This window comes from Pseudomonas canadensis, assembly GCF_000503215.1.
Lineage (GTDB): Bacteria > Pseudomonadota > Gammaproteobacteria > Pseudomonadales > Pseudomonadaceae > Aquipseudomonas > Aquipseudomonas canadensis.
In genome coordinates, this window is sequence record NZ_AYTD01000011.1 from 520839 (window position 1) to 537926 (window position 17088).

At 60.5% G+C, this 17088-nt stretch carries 14 protein-coding genes and 1 pseudogene; 8 read left to right on the plus strand and 7 right to left on the minus strand.

Translation table 11 applies throughout. The features are described from left to right. Positions 1-112: 112 nt before the first annotated feature. The 4 genes and pseudogenes from metH (at position 113) to U367_RS0107530 (ending at position 6625) form a co-directional block, all read left to right on the plus strand. Positions 113-3819, plus strand: a pseudogene (metH, locus tag U367_RS01000000129940) (methionine synthase). A gap of 52 nt (positions 3820-3871) precedes the next feature. Beyond that, entirely contained in the window at positions 3872-4081 is a 210-nt protein-coding gene (locus U367_RS0107515; protein ID WP_028616391.1) for a DUF2970 domain-containing protein, read from the plus strand. Between the two features lie 404 nt (positions 4082-4485). Further along, positions 4486-6144: a nitrite/sulfite reductase gene (locus U367_RS0107525; protein ID WP_016979706.1), complete on the plus strand. Its 1659-nt coding sequence runs from the start codon at positions 4486-4488 to the stop codon at positions 6142-6144. Next, positions 6128-6625 carry a DUF934 domain-containing protein gene (locus U367_RS0107530; protein ID WP_028616392.1) on the plus strand — a complete coding sequence of 166 codons (498 nt, stop codon included), beginning with the start codon at positions 6128-6130 and terminating at the stop codon, positions 6623-6625. Before U367_RS0107525 ends, U367_RS0107530 begins: the two co-directional genes overlap by 17 nt. A gap of 100 nt (positions 6626-6725) precedes the next feature. Here U367_RS0107530 and U367_RS0107535 read toward each other — a convergent pair whose 3' ends face one another. Further along, the gene (locus U367_RS0107535; RefSeq protein WP_028616393.1) at positions 6726-7130 is read right to left on the minus strand and encodes a MerR family transcriptional regulator; all 405 of its coding nucleotides are present in this window, start codon (positions 7128-7130) and stop codon (positions 6726-6728) included. A 72-nt stretch (positions 7131-7202) separates the two neighbouring features. Here U367_RS0107535 and U367_RS0107540 point away from each other — a divergent pair, with 72 nt between their 5' ends. Beyond that, positions 7203-8435 (plus strand): NADH:flavin oxidoreductase/NADH oxidase family protein, encoded by a 1233-nt coding sequence (locus tag U367_RS0107540; RefSeq protein WP_028616394.1) that lies wholly within the window; start codon positions 7203-7205, stop codon positions 8433-8435. 77 nt (positions 8436-8512) lie between these two features. After that, a complete protein-coding gene (poxB, locus tag U367_RS0107545) occupies positions 8513-10237 on the plus strand; it encodes a ubiquinone-dependent pyruvate dehydrogenase (RefSeq protein ID WP_032864146.1) in 1725 nt (574 codons plus the stop codon). Between the two features lie 114 nt (positions 10238-10351). On the opposite strand, the gene U367_RS0107550 is transcribed toward poxB, so the two are convergent. Beyond that, complete coding sequence (locus tag U367_RS0107550) at positions 10352-10909, minus strand: NADPH-dependent FMN reductase (protein WP_028616396.1); 558 nt, start codon at positions 10907-10909, stop codon at positions 10352-10354. 227 nt (positions 10910-11136) lie between these two features. On the opposite strand from U367_RS0107550, the gene U367_RS0107555 reads away from it, so the two are divergent. Then, a complete protein-coding gene (locus U367_RS0107555; protein ID WP_016979714.1) occupies positions 11137-11373 on the plus strand; it encodes a hypothetical protein in 237 nt (78 codons plus the stop codon). A 61-nt stretch (positions 11374-11434) separates the two neighbouring features. Here the strand turns inward: U367_RS0107555 and U367_RS0107560 are convergent, their stop codons facing one another. Further along, the gene (locus U367_RS0107560) at positions 11435-11779 is read right to left on the minus strand and encodes a hypothetical protein (protein WP_028616397.1); all 345 of its coding nucleotides are present in this window, start codon (positions 11777-11779) and stop codon (positions 11435-11437) included. A 109-nt stretch (positions 11780-11888) separates the two neighbouring features. Here U367_RS0107560 and U367_RS0107565 point away from each other — a divergent pair, with 109 nt between their 5' ends. Continuing rightward, complete coding sequence (locus tag U367_RS0107565) at positions 11889-12782, plus strand: LysR substrate-binding domain-containing protein (protein ID WP_028616398.1); 894 nt, start codon at positions 11889-11891, stop codon at positions 12780-12782. Here U367_RS0107565 and U367_RS0107570 read toward each other — a convergent pair. From U367_RS0107570 to rnhA, 4 genes are all read right to left on the minus strand, one after another. Then, a complete protein-coding gene (locus tag U367_RS0107570) occupies positions 12779-13360 on the minus strand; it encodes a GNAT family N-acetyltransferase (RefSeq protein ID WP_073860002.1) in 582 nt (193 codons plus the stop codon). The two genes, U367_RS0107565 and U367_RS0107570, sit on opposite strands and share 4 nt — an antisense overlap. Positions 13361-13368: 8 nt before the next feature. Next, positions 13369-15624, minus strand: a complete 2256-nt coding sequence (locus U367_RS0107575) for an Orn/Lys/Arg family decarboxylase (protein ID WP_028616400.1) — start codon at positions 15622-15624, stop codon at positions 13369-13371. Between the two features lie 185 nt (positions 15625-15809). Continuing rightward, complete coding sequence (dnaQ, locus tag U367_RS0107580; protein ID WP_162834923.1) at positions 15810-16550, minus strand: DNA polymerase III subunit epsilon; 741 nt, start codon at positions 16548-16550, stop codon at positions 15810-15812. 70 nt (positions 16551-16620) lie between these two features. Beyond that, positions 16621-17073: a ribonuclease HI gene (rnhA, locus tag U367_RS0107585; protein WP_010210917.1), complete on the minus strand. Its 453-nt coding sequence runs from the start codon at positions 17071-17073 to the stop codon at positions 16621-16623. Between the last annotated feature and the right edge of the window lie 15 nt (positions 17074-17088).

Genomic DNA, 17088 nt, shown 5'->3' on the forward strand with positions numbered 1-17088 from the left:
GCCACGCCCCCTTCCAACATGAACGATATTCATGCAAAAACTGCGCATGCTCTAAATCGGCACAGGTTTGTTATGATTCACGCCCTCCGAAATGCCTGACCAGAGTAGTCCCATGTCCGATCGTAGCGTTCGTCTGCAAGCCCTTCATCAAGCCCTCAAGGAACGTATCCTGATCCTCGACGGCGGTATGGGCACGATGATCCAGAGCTACAAGCTTGAGGAAAATGACTACCGTGGCAAACGCTTCGCCGATTGGCCAAGCGACGTCAAGGGTAACAACGACCTGCTGGTGCTCACCCGGCCCGACGTGATCGGTGGCATCGAAAAAGCCTACCTGGATGCTGGCGCCGACATCCTCGAAACCAACACCTTCAACGCCACGCGCATCTCCATGGCCGACTACGGCATGGAAGAACTGGCCTATGAACTGAACGTAGAAGGCGCACGCCTGGCGCGCAAGATTGCCGACGCCAAGACCGCCGAAAACCCGGCCAAGCCGCGTTTCGTCGCCGGCGTGCTCGGCCCGACCAGCCGCACCTGCTCGCTGTCGCCCGACGTGAACAACCCCGGCTACCGCAACGTGACCTTCGATGAACTGGTGGAAAACTACACCGAGGCCACCCAAGGCCTGATCGAAGGCGGTGCCGACCTGATCCTGATCGAGACCATCTTCGACACCCTCAACGCCAAGGCCGCGATCTTTGCCGTGCAAGGTGTGTTCGAAGCGTTGAACATCGAACTGCCGATCATGATCTCCGGCACCATCACCGACGCCTCCGGCCGTACGCTGTCGGGCCAGACCACCGAAGCGTTCTGGAACTCCGTGGCCCACGCCAAGCCGATTTCCGTGGGCCTCAACTGCGCCCTGGGCGCCAGCGAGCTGCGTCCGTACCTGGAAGAGTTGTCGAACAAGGCCAACACCCACGTTTCTGCGCACCCGAACGCCGGCCTGCCCAACGAATTCGGTGAATACGATGAGTTGCCGTCACAAACCGCCAAGGTCATCGAAGAGTTTGCCCAGAGCGGCTTCCTCAACATTGTCGGCGGTTGCTGCGGCACCACGCCGGGCCACATCGAGGCTATCGCCAAGGCCGTGGCCGGTTACGCACCGCGCCAGATCCCGGATATCCCGAAGGCTTGCCGCCTGTCGGGCCTGGAACCCTTCACCATCGATCGCAGCTCGTTGTTCGTCAACGTCGGTGAGCGCACCAACATCACCGGCTCGGCCAAGTTCGCCCGCCTGATCCGCGAGGACAACTACACCGAGGCCCTGGAAGTCGCCTTGCAGCAGGTGGAAGCCGGCGCCCAGGTGATCGACATCAATATGGACGAGGGCATGCTCGATTCGAAGAAGGCCATGGTGACCTTCCTCAATCTGATTGCCGGCGAGCCGGACATCTCCCGCGTGCCGATCATGATCGACTCCTCCAAGTGGGACGTGATCGAAGCTGGCCTCAAGTGCATCCAGGGCAAGGGCATCGTCAACTCCATCAGCATGAAGGAAGGTGTGGAGCAGTTCATTCACCACGCCAAGCTGTGCAAGCGCTATGGCGCCGCCGTGGTGGTGATGGCGTTCGACGAAGCCGGCCAGGCCGACACCGAAGCGCGCAAGAAAGAAATCTGCAAACGCTCCTACGACATCCTGGTCAATGAAGTCGGCTTTCCGCCGGAAGACATCATCTTCGACCCGAACATCTTCGCGGTCGCCACCGGTATCGAAGAGCACAACAACTACGCTGTCGACTTCATCAACGCCTGTGCCTACATTCGTGACGAACTGCCGTACGCGCTGACCTCCGGCGGCGTGTCCAACGTGTCGTTCTCGTTCCGTGGCAACAACCCGGTGCGTGAGGCGATCCACTCGGTGTTCCTGCTGTATGCGATCCGCAACGGTCTGACCATGGGCATCGTCAACGCCGGCCAGCTGGAGATCTACGACCAGATCCCGGCCGAGTTGCGCGACGCCGTTGAAGACGTGGTACTCAACCGCACGCCGGACGGCACCGACGCCCTCCTCGCCATCGCTGACAAGTACAAGGGCGACGGCAGCGTAAAAGAGGCCGAAACCGAGGAATGGCGTGGCTGGGACGTGAACAAGCGCCTGGAACACGCTCTGGTCAAGGGCATCACCACGCATATTGTTGAAGATACCGAAGAATCGCGGCTGTCGTTTGCACGCCCGATCGAAGTGATCGAAGGCCCGCTGATGTCTGGCATGAACATCGTCGGCGACCTGTTCGGCGCGGGCAAAATGTTCCTGCCCCAGGTGGTGAAATCCGCCCGCGTCATGAAGCAGGCCGTGGCCCACTTGATCCCGTTTATCGAGCTGGAAAAAGGCGACAAGCCGGAAGCCAAGGGCAAGATCCTGATGGCGACGGTGAAAGGCGACGTGCACGACATCGGCAAGAACATCGTCGGCGTGGTGCTGGGTTGCAACGGCTATGACATTGTCGACCTCGGCGTGATGGTGCCGGCGGAGAAGATCCTGCAGGTGGCCAAGGAGCAGAAGTGCGACATCATCGGGCTGTCCGGCCTGATCACGCCGTCCCTGGATGAGATGGTGCACGTGGCTCGCGAGATGCAGCGCCAGGACTTCCACCTGCCGCTGATGATCGGCGGTGCTACCACGTCCAAGGCGCATACGGCGGTGAAGATCGAGCCCAAGTACAGCAACGATGCCGTGGTGTATGTCACCGACGCCTCGCGTGCAGTCGGTGTGGCGACTCAGTTGCTGTCCAAGGAGCTGAAAGCCGGCTTCGTGGAGCGTACCCGCGAGGAATACGTGGAAGTGCGCGAGCGCACCGCAAACCGCAGCGCCCGCACCGAACGCCTGAGCTACCCGGCGGCCATCGCCAAGAAGCCGCAGTTCGACTGGAGCACCTACACGCCGGTAGTGCCGACCTTTACCGGCGCCAAGGTCCTGGACAATATCGACCTCAACGTACTGGCCGAATACATCGACTGGACGCCGTTCTTCATTTCCTGGGACCTGGCGGGCAAATTCCCACGCATTCTGACTGATGAAGTCGTCGGTGAAGCGGCGACTTCGCTGTACGCCGACGCCCAGGAAATGCTCAAGAAGCTGATCGACGAAAAACTCATCAGCGCCCGTGCGGTGTTCGGTTTCTGGCCGACCAACCAGGTGCAGGACGATGACCTGGAAGTCTACGGCGAAGACGGCCAGCCGATCGCCAAACTGCACCACTTGCGCCAGCAGATCATCAAGACCGACGGCAAGCCGAACTTCTCCCTGGCCGACTTCGTGGCGCCCAAGGACAGCGGCGTGACCGACTACATCGGCGGTTTNCCACCGCCGGCATCGGCGCCGAAGAGGTCGCCAAGGCCTACCAGGACGCGGGCGACGACTACAACTCGATCATGGTCAAGGCCCTGGCCGACCGCCTGGCCGAAGCCTGCGCCGAATGGCTGCACCAGCAAGTGCGTAAAGACTACTGGGGTTACGCCAAGGACGAGCAACTGGACAACGAAGCGCTGATCAAGGAGCAGTACAGCGGCATCCGCCCTGCCCCCGGCTACCCGGCATGCCCGGATCACACCGAGAAAGGCACCTTGTTCCAACTGCTCGACCCCGAGGCACGCGAGATGGAAGCGGGGCGCAGCGGCGTGTTCCTCACCGAACACTACGCGATGTTCCCGGCGGCAGCGGTCAGCGGCTGGTATTTCGCCCACCCGCAGGCGCAGTATTTCGCCGTGGGCAAGGTCGACAAGGACCAGGTGGCGAGCTACACCGCGCGCAAAGGCCAGGACCTGAGCGTGACCGAGCGCTGGTTGGCGCCGAACCTGGGTTACGACAACTAAGCGTCGCTGGATTGTCTATGCTGTCCCTCACACACCTGGTGTCGAGGGACCCATGGACGATCAAAAGCCACCGACCTTCTGGCAGATGCTCCACAGCGTCATGGCCGCCGCGTTTGGCGTGCAAAGCGGCAAGAACCGCGCGCGGGATTTCACCCACGGCAAGCCCAGCCACTTTGTGATCCTGGGGGTTTTGTTTACGGCGGTGTTCGCGCTGACGCTGTTTGGCATCGTGCAACTGGTGCTGCACCTGGCTGGCGTGTAAACCCAACCTGACTGTAGGAGCTGGCAAGCCAACTCCTACAGGGGTCCGTATCTATGACTACTGGTGGCTGACCCAGAACACGGCAGTCCCAACCACCAGGATTATCAAGAACAGAATGGCCCAGGCGTCCACGGTACTGTCGGGTTTACGGGCTTTTGTCGAATTGCTCATCGCATCGCCTCTTGTCGGTTTTATAGGTGATAACGTTCAGACACGATCACAGTAAAGTCGACGATTGCCCGCATGACAAATGTGGGTATCGCGATAACCGTTCTCATTAGTCATTTTGGTTATTTGCATATACTCAAACATCACTTTTGCGCATAAACGCAAACTGGTATCGTGCGCCGGCTCCGTTGGGAGTGCGCGGCCGTGCGCGCAGATTTGCCGAGAACAGGACCTATATGTACGTATACGACGAATACGATCAGCGCATCATCGAGGACCGCGTCAAGCAGTTCCGTGATCAGACCCGACGCTACCTAGCAGGTGAACTGAGCGAAGAAGAGTTCCGCCCTCTGCGCCTGCAAAATGGCCTTTATGTTCAGCGCTTTGCGCCGATGCTGCGGGTGGCCGTGCCCTATGGCCAACTGACGTCGCGCCAGACGCGCATGATGGCCAAGATTGCCCGCGACTTCGACAAAGGCTATGCCCACATCAGTACCCGCCAGAACGTACAGTTCAACTGGCCGGCGCTGGAAGATGTGCCGGACATCCTGGCTGAACTGGCCACCGTGCAGATGCACGCCATTCAGACCAGCGGTAACTGCCTGCGCAACGTGACCACCGACCAATTCGCCGGTGTTGCCGCCGACGAACTGATCGACCCACGCCCCTGGTGCGAAATCGTCCGTCAGTGGACCACCTTCCACCCCGAATTCGCCTACCTGCCACGCAAGTTCAAGATCGCCATCAATGGCTCGACCTCGGACCGTGCGGCCATCGAAGTGCACGATATCGGCCTGGAACCGGTGCACAACGAAGCCGGCGAACTGGGCTTCCGCGTATTGGTAGGTGGCGGCCTCGGCCGTACCCCGGTCGTCGGCGCCTTTATCAACGAGTTCCTGCCGTGGCAGGACCTGTTGAGCTACCTCGACGCGATCCTGCGGGTTTACAACCGCTATGGCCGTCGTGATAACAAGTACAAGGCCCGGATCAAGATCCTGGTCAAGGCGCTGACCCCTGAGGTGTTCGCCCAGAAAGTCGACGCCGAGATGGAACACCTGCGCGGCGGCCAGACCACCCTGACCGAAGCCGAAGTGCACCGCGTCGCCAAACACTTCGTCGACCCTGAGTACAAGGCCCTGAGCAATCAGGACGCCGAGCTCGCAGCACTTGACCAAGAGCATCCAGGCTTCGCCCGCTGGCGTGGCCGCAACACCCTGGCGCACAAAAAGCCGGGCTACGTGGCCGTAACCTTGTCGCTGAAACCTACCGGGGTTGCACCGGGCGATATCACCGACAAGCAACTGGACGCCGTGGCCGACCTGGCCGAGCGCTACAGCTTTGGTCAACTGCGCACCTCCCACGAGCAGAACATCATTCTCGCGGACGTTGAGCAGAGCCAACTGTTCACCCTGTGGGGCGAGTTGCGCGAAGGCGGATTCGCCACGCCGAACATCGGCCTGCTGACCGACATCATCTGCTGCCCGGGCGGCGATTTCTGCTCCCTGGCCAACGCCAAGTCGATCCCGATTGCCGAATCGATCCAGCGCCGTTTCGACGACCTGGATTACCTGTTCGACATCGGCGAGCTGGACTTGAACATCTCCGGTTGCATGAACGCCTGTGGTCACCACCACGTCGGCCACATCGGCATCCTGGGCGTGGACAAGAAAGGCGAAGAATTCTACCAAGTGTCCCTGGGTGGCAGCGCCAGCCGCGATGCGAGCCTGGGCAAGATCCTCGGCCCATCCTTCGCCCAGGAAGCCATGCCTGAGGTGATCGGCAAGCTGATCGACGTCTACATCGAACAGCGCACCGAAGATGAGCGTTTCATCGACACCTACCAGCGCATCGGCATCGACCTGTTCAAGGAGCGCGTCTATGCAGCGAATCATTAAGAACAACGAAGTCCTCGATGAAACCTGGCACCTGCTGCCCAAGGACGCGAGCTTCGACGGCATCTCCAACTGCGACGACCTGATCGTGCCGTTGGCCCTGTGGCGCGAACACGGCCACGCCCTCAAGGCCCGCGACGGCGGCCTGGGCGTGTGGCTGGACGCCGATGAAGAAGCCGAAGAGATCGGTGACGACGTGGAGCACTTCCAGGTCATCGCCCTGAACTTCCCGGCCTTCACCGACGGCCGCAACTACTCCAACGCACGCCTGCTACGTGACCGTTACGGTTACAAAGGCGAGCTGCGCGCGATTGGTGACGTGCTGCGCGACCAGTTGTTCTACCTGCGCCGCTGCGGGTTCGATGCCTTCGCCCTGCGCGCCGACAAAGACCCGTACGAAGCGCTGGAAAGCCTCAAGGACTTCTCGGTGACGTACCAGGCCGCCACGGATGAACCGCTACCGCTGTTCCGTCGTCGCCAATAAACTACTGTAGGAGCGGGCTTGCCCGCGAAGATCGTCAACGATAACGCGTGAGTCCTGGATGAACGTGTTGCCTGTGAGGTCTTCGCGAGCAAGCTCGCCCCTACAGGTTCTCGCTGATCAATCCTAATACCTGCTTCTGCCCTACGCTGCAGGGCACACCTTCCGGCTGCGCCCGTACCGCTTCGATCACCCCCAGCAGTTGCGCCTTGCTATGGGCCAGTTGCGCTTGCATCTCTTCGATCTGCGCGACCTTGCGCTCCAATGCCTCGATCAACTCTTCGCGCTTGTGCTCGCCCGGCGCCGGCATCAGTGCCTTGAGTTCCTGCAAGGTAAAGCCTGCCTGTTGCGCGCTCTGGATCAGTTGCAGGGTTTGCAGCGCCTGCGGCGCATATCGTCGATAACCATTGGCCTGGCGCCCCACCTGGCTGATCAGCCCCTCAGCCTCATAAAAGCGGATCCGCGAAGCCGCTAACCCACTCTGCCTTGCCAGCTCACCAATATTCATCACCGCCCCGCGCTTGACATTAAAGTTAACTTTAAGCTTAGCCTGAGGCCTCCCTCGCTCAGGAGTCAACCCATGTCACCCTTTGAAGCCCTGCAATTGCCCAATGGTCAAGTCCTCTCCAACCGCATCGCCAAGGCCGCGATGGAAGAAAATATGGCCGATGGCAATCAGGCACCGTCGCGCGAATTGAAGCAGTTGTACAAGGCCTGGGCGCAGGGCGAGCCCGGCTTGTTGATCACCGGCAACGTGATGGTCGACCGCCGCGCCATGACCGGCCCCGGCGGCGTGGCGCTTGAGGATGAGCAGCACCTGGCGAGCTTTCGCGAGTGGGCCGACGTGGCGCGCGACAACGGCGTGCACTTCTGGGTACAACTCAGCCACCCAGGTCGCCAGACGCCGGCCAACCTGCGCCAGCAGGCCATTGCACCGTCCGCCGTGGCGCTCGACCTGGCCGGTTTCTCGAAGATGTTTGCCACGCCCAAGGCCATGACCGAAGACGACATCCAGGACGTGATCCAGCGCTTCGCCACCAGCGCACGCCTGGCCGAGCAAGTCGGGTTTACCGGCGTGCAGATCCACGGTGCCCATGGCTACTTGCTCAGCCAGTTCCTTTCACCGCTGAGCAACCAGCGCACCGACCGCTGGGGCGGTTCCCTGGAGAACCGCGCGCGGCTGTTGCTGGAAGTGATTCGTGCAGTGCGCGCTAACGTCAGCCCGTCGTTTTGTGTCGCCGTCAAACTAAACTCTGCCGACTTCCAACGGGGCGGCTTTGCAGAAGCCGACGCACGCGCCGTGGTCGAAATGCTCAACCCGTTGCCCATCGACCTGCTGGAGTTATCCGGTGGCAGTTACGAAGCGCCGGCCATGCAAGGTGAAGCACGTGACGGTCGCACCCTGGCACGTGAGGCGTACTTCCTGGAGTTCGCCAGCCAACTGGCGACCATCGCCAAGATGCCGGTGATGGTCACCGGCGGCATTCGCCGCCTGCCCATCGTGCAACAGGTGCTGGACAGCGGCGTCGCCATGGCCGGGATCGCCACGGCCCTGACGCTGGAGCCGCAACTGATCCAGCACTGGCGCGAAGGCCGCGACCCCAACCCGCAACTCAAACCCATGGACTGGAAGCGCAAACCCCTGGCATCCCTCGCCATCCTCGCCGTGGTGCGCTACCAGATGCGCCGCCTCAGCCGCGGCCATTTGCCCAAAGCCAATGTTGCGCCGTGCATGGCGTTGGTGCGCGACCAATGGTTTCTGGCGCGACGCACCCGGCAGTACCGCGCAGCCATGACGCAATCTTCACATTAAAGGATGAACATCCGCCGTGATCGAACTGTCCCCTATTGATCAGCAGTTTTTAACCTCACTGACGATTGGAGTTCTTCATGGCGAAAATCAACCTGGCCCAGCAATTGGCGACCACCCTTGAACAGGCGGGCATCAAGCGCATCTGGGGCCTGACCGGCGACAGCCTGAACGGCCTCACCGACGCCCTGCGCACCATGGACAGCATCGAATGGATGCATGTGCGCCACGAGGAAGTGGCTGCCTTTGCCGCTGGCGCCGAAGCGGCGGCCACCGGCGAATTGACCGTATGCGCCGGCAGTTGCGGGCCGGGCAACCTGCACTTGATCAATGGCCTGTTCGACTGTCATCGCAACCATGTGCCGGTGCTGGCGATTGCCGCGCAGATCCCGTCGTCGGAGATCGGCCTGAACTACTTTCAGGAAACCCATCCGCAGGAACTGTTCAAGGAATGCAGCCACTTTATCGAACTGGTGACTAACCCCGAGCAGATGCCCCATGTGCTGCACCGCGCCATGCGTTCGGCGATCCTCAATCGGGGCGTCGCGGTGGTGGTGATTCCGGGCGATGTGTCGCTGTTGGAAGTGGAAGACAAGCTAAAGCCTTGGCCAACCTTGCATGCGCCACGCACGCTGCCGGCGGAACAGGACCTGCAACGCCTCACCGAGATCCTGGAAAGCAGCCAGAAAACCACCCTGCTGTGCGGCAGCGGCTGTGCCGGCGCCCATGATCAAGTGGTGGCCTTGGCCGACGCCCTCGGCGCTCCCGTGGTGCATGCACTGCGCGGTAAAGAGCATGTGGAATGGGACAACCCGTTCGACGTAGGCATGACCGGCCTGATCGGCTTCAGCTCCGGCTACCATGCCATGCTCGACTGCGACACCTTGATCATGCTCGGCACCGACTTCCCCTATCGCCAGTTCTACCCCACTGACGCCAAGATCATTCAGGTCGACCGCAATCCGCAGGCGCTCGGCCGCCGCGCCACACTGGACCTGGGTATTGCCGCGGATGTCAGCGAAACCATCGGCGCCCTGCTGCCGCGCCTGACGCGCAAGACCGATCGCAGCTTTCTCGAAACCTCCCTGAAGCACTACGAGAAAGCCCGCCAAGGGCTGGACGACCTCGCTCAACCCTCGAAAGCCAATCGACCGATTCACCCGCAATACGTCGCACGCCTGCTCAGTGAATTGGCGGATGACGATGCGATCTTCACCGCCGATGTCGGCTCGCCCACCGTGTGGGCTGCGCGCTATTTGAAGATGAATGGCAAGCGCCGGCTGATCGGTTCGTTCAACCACGGCTCGATGGCCAATGCCATGCCCCAAGCCATTGGTGCCCAGGCAGCCTTTCCGGATCGGCAGGTGATCTCGATGTCGGGTGACGGTGGTTTCGCCATGCTGATGGGGGATTTCATCTCCTTGGCGCAGTTGAAACTGCCGGTGAAAGTCATCGTGTTCGATAACTCTTCCTTGGGATTCGTTGCCATGGAAATGAAAGCTGCGGGCTATCTGGATGCCGGTACCGAGCTGAAAAACCCGGATTTCGCCGCCATGTCCAACGCCATGGGCATCCTCGGCATTCGCGTGGAGCAGTCCGAAGACCTGGAACCGGCCCTGCGCCGCGCCCTCGCCCATGACGGCCCGGTGCTGGTGGACGTGGTCACCGCGACCCAGGAGTTGGTGATGCCGCCGACCATCAAGCTGGAACAGGCCAAGGGTTTCAGCCTGTATATGCTCAAGGCGGTGATGAGTGGCCGTGGCGATGAAGTGATCGAACTGGCGCGTACCAACTGGTTGCGCTGAACCCAATGTGGGAGCGGGCTTGCTCGCGAATGCAAGCTGTCAGTTGATAAATACATCGACTGACGCTCCGCTTTCGCGAGCAAGCCCGCTCCCACAATTTGATCTCGTTGCAAATCAAGCGTGCTGTTTTTCCACCCATTTACCGTAGGCATCGATAAACGCCTGCAGGAACGGCTTGGTCTTTTCCGACACCTTGCCGGCGTCGTCAAACACGTTGCCCGCGCCCCCCAGGTAAGCTTCTGGCTGCTGCATACACCACACATCAAGGAACACCAGGGACTGGCGCAGATGATGGTTGGCGCCAAACCCACCAATCGCACCCGGCGACACACTGATGATCGCGCCCGGCTTGCCACTCCAGGCGCTCTGGCCGTAAGGGCGCGAACCGACGTCGATGGCGTTCTTCAGCGGGGCGGGCACGGAGCGGTTGTATTCCGGGGTCACGAACAACACCGCGTCGGATGAGCTCACTTGTTTGCGGAAAGTACTGTAGGCTGCCGGCGGTGTGGACCCGTCAATATCTTCGTTGTAGAGCGGCAAATCGCCAATTTCCACAATGTTCAACTTCAGGTTGGCAGGGGCCAGTTCGGCCAGTGCCAGTGCGACCTTGCGGTTGATCGAGTCTTTTCTCAAGCTGCCGACCACGACGGCGACGGTGTAGACCTTGCTCATTGGGGTTTCCCGACGTCTGACTAAAGGAGCTTGTAGTTATAGAGTCTTCGCGGCGTGTTCACCAGAAGGTTTTGATATTCCTGCGGGCGTTTGCCTGGCACTGCGACACGTAGGAAGCATCTGAAAATATCAGCGAATAGTATTTTTATTCCGTAAGTAAACTACCCCGCTCCATGACGGTCTACAGAACCGCAAATCGAGTGTTTATCTCCAGAGGTTCTAAACAGATGGCAGCAGTATTAGTCGGACAGTTTCATGCCAGAGACGCAGAAGGACGCGTGTATTCGGTGCATGAGTTCCAGGAATCCAACCCGGCGCAAGGCGACCTGGCTGGCTCGGCACCTACCACCACCTACAAGCTGGCCATTGGCGACCGTGTAGAGAAACTGGAAGGCGACGAATTCAAATTGATCCAATCGGGCACCATTCTTGTGCGCGAATCGCAAACCACCCTCGCTTCATAAGATCTCGCCCTATCCACCTGCTCAGTCCTGGCCATTGACGGCATTGACTGGGCTGGGGTGATCACGGACGACGGATCTCCGTGACCTCAATGCTCTGCTCTCCCTGCACCTTCTTCAGCGTCACCATCAGCCGCCCCCTCTCGCCGTCAACGGCATACAGCGAACGCTGGTAGCCTGCGGAGTTGTAGCCGGGATGCGCGACCACCTGCCTGACCAACTCCATGCCCAGCACCGAGCCCACCTGCTCCACTACCTGCTCCTGGGAACGGATAAAGGCTTCAAGTGCCAGGTTTTCCGGCGGAGTTTCGCTTTGAGTGTCGAAGAGATAAGCAGCCACACAGCCGACGGTCACCAGGACCAGCAGTTGCTTGACCGTTACCCCGAGGCATATCGAGGGTAAAGGCATATGAGACCAGACCTGTTTTTGTTGTTAACGCCGGTAGCCGGCTGTGGTCGTTGATGATCAGCGCAGCCATTCTATTGAATACCCGGCCCGCTGCACATAGACTCCGGCGATGCGTTTACGTCATATCGAAGTGATTCAGGCCATCTTGCAGACCGGACACCCAGGCTTGGCCGCCGAGTGGTTGCAACTTTCCGTGGGCGAAGTGGAAGCGGCGCTCAAGGACGCCGAGCAGCAGCTTGGCTTCATGCTGTTCGCCAGTGTGCGTGGACGTTTGCAGGCCACCCGGGAAACCCTGGAACTGCAAGCCGAAATCGCCCACGTCTATGAAGCGCTGGAGCCGGTGCAACGTCTGGCCAGCCGTTTGAAACACCATCATGCCCCCACTCTGCGCGCCCTCTGCACGCCGCCCCTGGCCAGTCAACTGCTACCGCAAAGCATTGCAGCGTTGCGCCGACGCTTTCAGGACACACCGTGTAACCTGTCGAGCCAACCGACCCGAGAGATTGTCAGGAGCCTGCTGCTGCACGAAGCCGATGTGGGTTTGAGCCTGCATGACCCGGAACATCCGCAAATCCACAGCACGGTACTGGCCCAAGGCAAACTGCAGTTGCTCGCCCCCCATGGCTGGCTCAAGCCCAAACAGAAATACATCGCGCTACAGGACCTGGCCGGGCAATCGATGATCGGCCTGGAAGGCCAGGACCCGCTCAGCCGCCTGCTGGATGCCAAGCTGCAGGCCCTGCGCCCGCTGCCGGTGGTACAGACGCGCGTACAGACCTACCAAATGATGCGCAGCATGGTGGAAGCCGGAGAAGGCCTGGCGGTGGTTGACCCCTTCACCGCCTTTGGCGCACGGGAGGCGGGGCTGGATGCGTGCCCCGTGTCGCCGCCGATCATGGTCAGCCTGTACGCGCTGACCCTCAAGGACGGCACGTCCTCGCCGGCGCTGAATGCGCTGCTGGAGATCGTGACGCAGAAGGCCGAGGGCCTGCTGGCGGGTTAAGTCTTGTCGACTTCGCTTTTGAACAGCCGATACCAGAATATCGCCACTTCGTGGGTCTGCGGGTCGATGCCGCGATAGCGCAGGTGGTCGACCCCACCCATCACGTAACCGCAACGCTCGTACAAACGGCAGGCGCCGAGGTTGTTGTTCTGGGTTTCCAGCATCATGCCCGGCAGATTCTTTTTGCGACTCCAGAACTGCGCCACATCCAGCAACGCCTTCGCCACCCCGTGACGCCGCGCAGGCAAGGCCACCGCCAGCTCATCGACATGGGCAAAACCGTTCCAGTTGGTGCTGACCACAATATGCCCCACCGGGCGATCATCCAGGTAGGCCATGAAGATCGCACTGTCGGGCGCATCGCGGAAACTGGCGAACTCTTCGGGGTCGATGCCATAGCACTTGCGGTACGGCAAGATGCGTTCCACGGGCCATTGATCGACCCGCTTGCCCATCTGCGGCTCACCGTAGGCGCTGACCTCAAAGCTGAAATCATTGCCCCACACGTAGGCATCAAAGCCTTCGTCGGCGACCCTTACACTGAGCCCCGGATACTTCGGGTTCATTACAGCTTGCATAACCATCCTTAACCCTTGATGCAATCGACGGTGTAACAACGACCACTGCCGTCATCTTCGTGTTGCAACCCATGAACATCGGCGACAAAACCGGGGAAACTGCTATCGAACGTCCGGGCAAACGCCAGGTAATCGATGATCGAGCGCGTCGACTCGGTAAAGCGCTCGCCCGGCATGATCAATGGGATGCCAGGCGGATAAGGCACCAGCATTACCGCTGCGACGCGGCCTTGCAAGGCGTCAATGGAAACCGCCTCCACTTCGCCCCTCACCAATTGGTCATAGGCGTCCGCCGGTTTCATCGCGATTTCCGGCAAGACGGTGTACATGCGCTTGAGGTGTTTGGCCGTGGCATTGCTGCGGTAACAGCCGTGCAGTTGGTTGCACAGGTCGCGCAAACCCAGCCCTTGGTAACGCGCCGGCCCTTGTGCAAACACCGAAGGCAGGCAACTGGCCAGGCTGACATTGGCGTCGTAACTGCGCTTGAATTCCAGCAGCTCGGTGAGCAAGGTACTCCATTTGCCCTTGGTGATGCCCATGGAGAACAACACAAGGAAGGAATACAGCCCGGTTTTTTCCACCACCAGACCACGCTCCCAGAGGAATTTGCTGACGACCGCTGCGGGAATTCCGCAATCGCTGAGGGCTCCGCCGGCATTGAGGCCGGGCATCACCAGCGTGACTTTGATCGGGTCCAGCAACACATAGTCTTCGGCTACGTCGCCGAAGCCATGCCAATCATCCTCAGGGTGCAACAGCCAATCTGCGGTGACGACGCGGTCGATTCCCGCTACTGATGGCGGCTGCCAGATCGAAAACCACCAATCCTCTTCAGCAATGTGCTGGCGCAGGTTGGCCAGGGCACGGCGGAAACTCAGCGCCTCGTCGAACATTTCCTGCAACAGCGAACGCCCGGCCGGACCTTCCATCATCGCCGACGCCACATCCAGCGAGGCAATGATGCTGTATTGCGGCGAGGTGGAGATGTGCATCATGAAGGCTTCGTTGAAACGGTCACGGTCCAGCTGGCGTGCGCCGCCGTCCTGCACATGGATCATCGAGGCCTGGCTGAAGGCCGCCAGCAGCTTATGGGTCGAGTGGGTGGTGAACACCAGCGGGCTGTCTGGCGTACGCGAAGTACCCATCCCGTAGCGCCCGGAGAAGAACTCATGAAACGCGGCATAGGCGTACCAAGCCTCGTCAAAATGCAACACCTCGACGCTGTTGCCCAGTTGCTGCTTGATCAGCTCGGCGTTGTAGCACAGGCCGTCGTAGGTGGAGTTGGTGACCACGGCCAGTTTCACTTTCGGCGGGCGGCCATGGGTGAGCGGGCTGGCGTCGATCTTGGCGCGGATGGATTCGGGGCTGAATTCGCTCAAGGGAATCGGGCCGATAATCCCGAGTTCGTTGCGTTCGGGGCACAGGTACAGCGGGATGGCGCCGGTCATGATGATCGAGTGCAGCACCGACTTGTGGCAATTGCGGTCCACCAGCACCAGGTCATCACGCCCGACCATGGAATGCCAGACGATCTTGTTCGCGGTGGAGGTGCCGTTGATCACAAAGAAGGTGTGGTCAGCGCCAAAGTTGCGCGCAGCGCGGGCCTCGGCTTCGGCCAACGGGCCGGTGTGGTCCAGCAACGAGCCGAGTTCAGGCACTGATACCGACAGGTCCGAGCGCAGGGTGTTTTCCCCGAAGAACTGATGAAACGCCTGCCCCACCGGGCTCTTGCGGTAGGCCACGCCACCGCCGTGGCCCGGGGTGTGCCAGGAGTAGTTGGAGTCAGCGGTGTGCTGCACCAGCGCCTTGAAGAATGGCGGCAACAGGCCATCCAGGTAAGTGCGCGCCGCACGCGCGACTTGCCGCGCGAGAAACGGCACGGTGTCTTCGAACAGATAGAGAATGCCGCGCAGCTGGTTGAGTTCACTCATGGCGTCAGCCGGTGCGTTTTCCAGGGTGACTTGCTCGCCCAACGCAAAGATCGGCAAATTGGGCGCCCGCAGCCGCGCCAGGCGGATCAGCTCGACCATATTTTGCAGCAGGTGGGTATTTTCACCAGCCCCTTCGGCGGCGATCAGCATGCATGCCAGGCCATGATGGGTAGAAGCCACCAGTCGTCCTTCGGCGTAATCCATTGCGGAAAAAATACTGAAACCCTCTTGTTCCAGCTCTCGGGCGATGCCTCGGACCCGGTCACCGGCAACGGTGTCGGCCTTGATGTCGCGGTGCACGATAAGGACGGGGAACTTCAGGTCTTTATACATCAGCGCTTGTAGTCCTGAGGGCTATGCACTCAAGGGTAGAAGCTGGAAGCGGATGTGGCGAATGAAGATTTCGAACAGGCAACACACCCCTTGTAGGAGCCGGCTTGCCGGCGATGGCGGCCTCGAAACTATCGCAGGGTTCAAGGGCCCATCGCCGGCAAGCCGGCTCCTACAGGGAGGGTGGGTTATTGCTGGGTCAGTTGGGTCCACAACGCCGGAGCACCCGCCGACTTGGCAATCGCTTCCAGCCGCGCCGCGTGCTCGGCCAGGTCCTGCTCACTGGCGCGAATAATCGGGGTCGGTTTGCGATCCGCCGGCAACCGGCGGATTTCCGAAGGACGGTTGCCCGAGCCTTCCGCCGAACCGCTGCCATCGGAGGCGTTACCGGCCAGAGACAGGCTGGTCTGCCCGCCAGTCATGGTCAGGTAGACGTCGGCAAGAATCTCGGAGTCGAGCAAGGCGCCGTGAAGTTCACGGCCGGAGTTGTCGACGCCATAACGCTTGCACAACGCATCGAGGCTGTTGCGTTGGCCGGGGTGACGCTCACGGGCCATCATCAAGGTGTCGAGGATCGAGCAGTGCTGGGAAATGTCTGCACGATCGGTCTGCCCCATCAGGGCAAATTCGTTGTTGATGAAGCCGACGTCGAACGCCGCGTTATGGATGATCAGCTGCGCACCGTTAATGAATTCGAAGAACTCATCGGCAACTTCAGCGAAACGCGGCTTGCCCTTGAGGAATTCGTCGGTGATGCCGTGGACGCCAATCGCACCCTCGTCACTGTCGCGGTCCGGTTGCAGGTAGACGTGGAAGTGACGCCCAGTGAGGCGGCGACCCATCAATTCGACACAGCCGATTTCAATGATCCGGTGGCCGTCGGTCACCGGCATGCCGGTGGTTTCGGTATCGAGTACAACAGATCGGATGGCCATCAGGGTTCAGCTCTCAACGGTGTAGTGTGATTCAAGGGTCGCGATATTAACACGTGAGTCGGCATCAGCTCTGCTTGTAGCCGCGCACTTCGTCCACGCCACGGTTGGCCAACTGGTCGGCGCGTTCGTTGCCAGGGTGGCCGATGTGACCGCGCACCCACTTCCAGGTGATGTCATGGCGATTGCATTGCTCATCGAGCAGTTGCCACAGGTCGGCATTCTTCACCGGTTCCTTGGCCGCCGTCTTCCAGCCGCGCTTCTTCCAATTGACCATCCACTCGTTGATGCCCTTCATCACGTATTGCGAGTCGGTCACCAACAGCACGTTGCAACGGCGCTTGAGTTCTTCCAGGCCGCGAATGGCGCCCATCAGCTCCATGCGGTTATTGGTGGTATTGGGTTCGCCGCCCCACAACTCTTTCTCCACGCCCTTGCACACCAGCAACGCGCCCCAGCCGCCAGGGCCGGGGTTGCCCTTGCAGGCGCCATCGGTGAAGAGTTCTACGCTATCGGTCATCGGTTGCTCGGTATT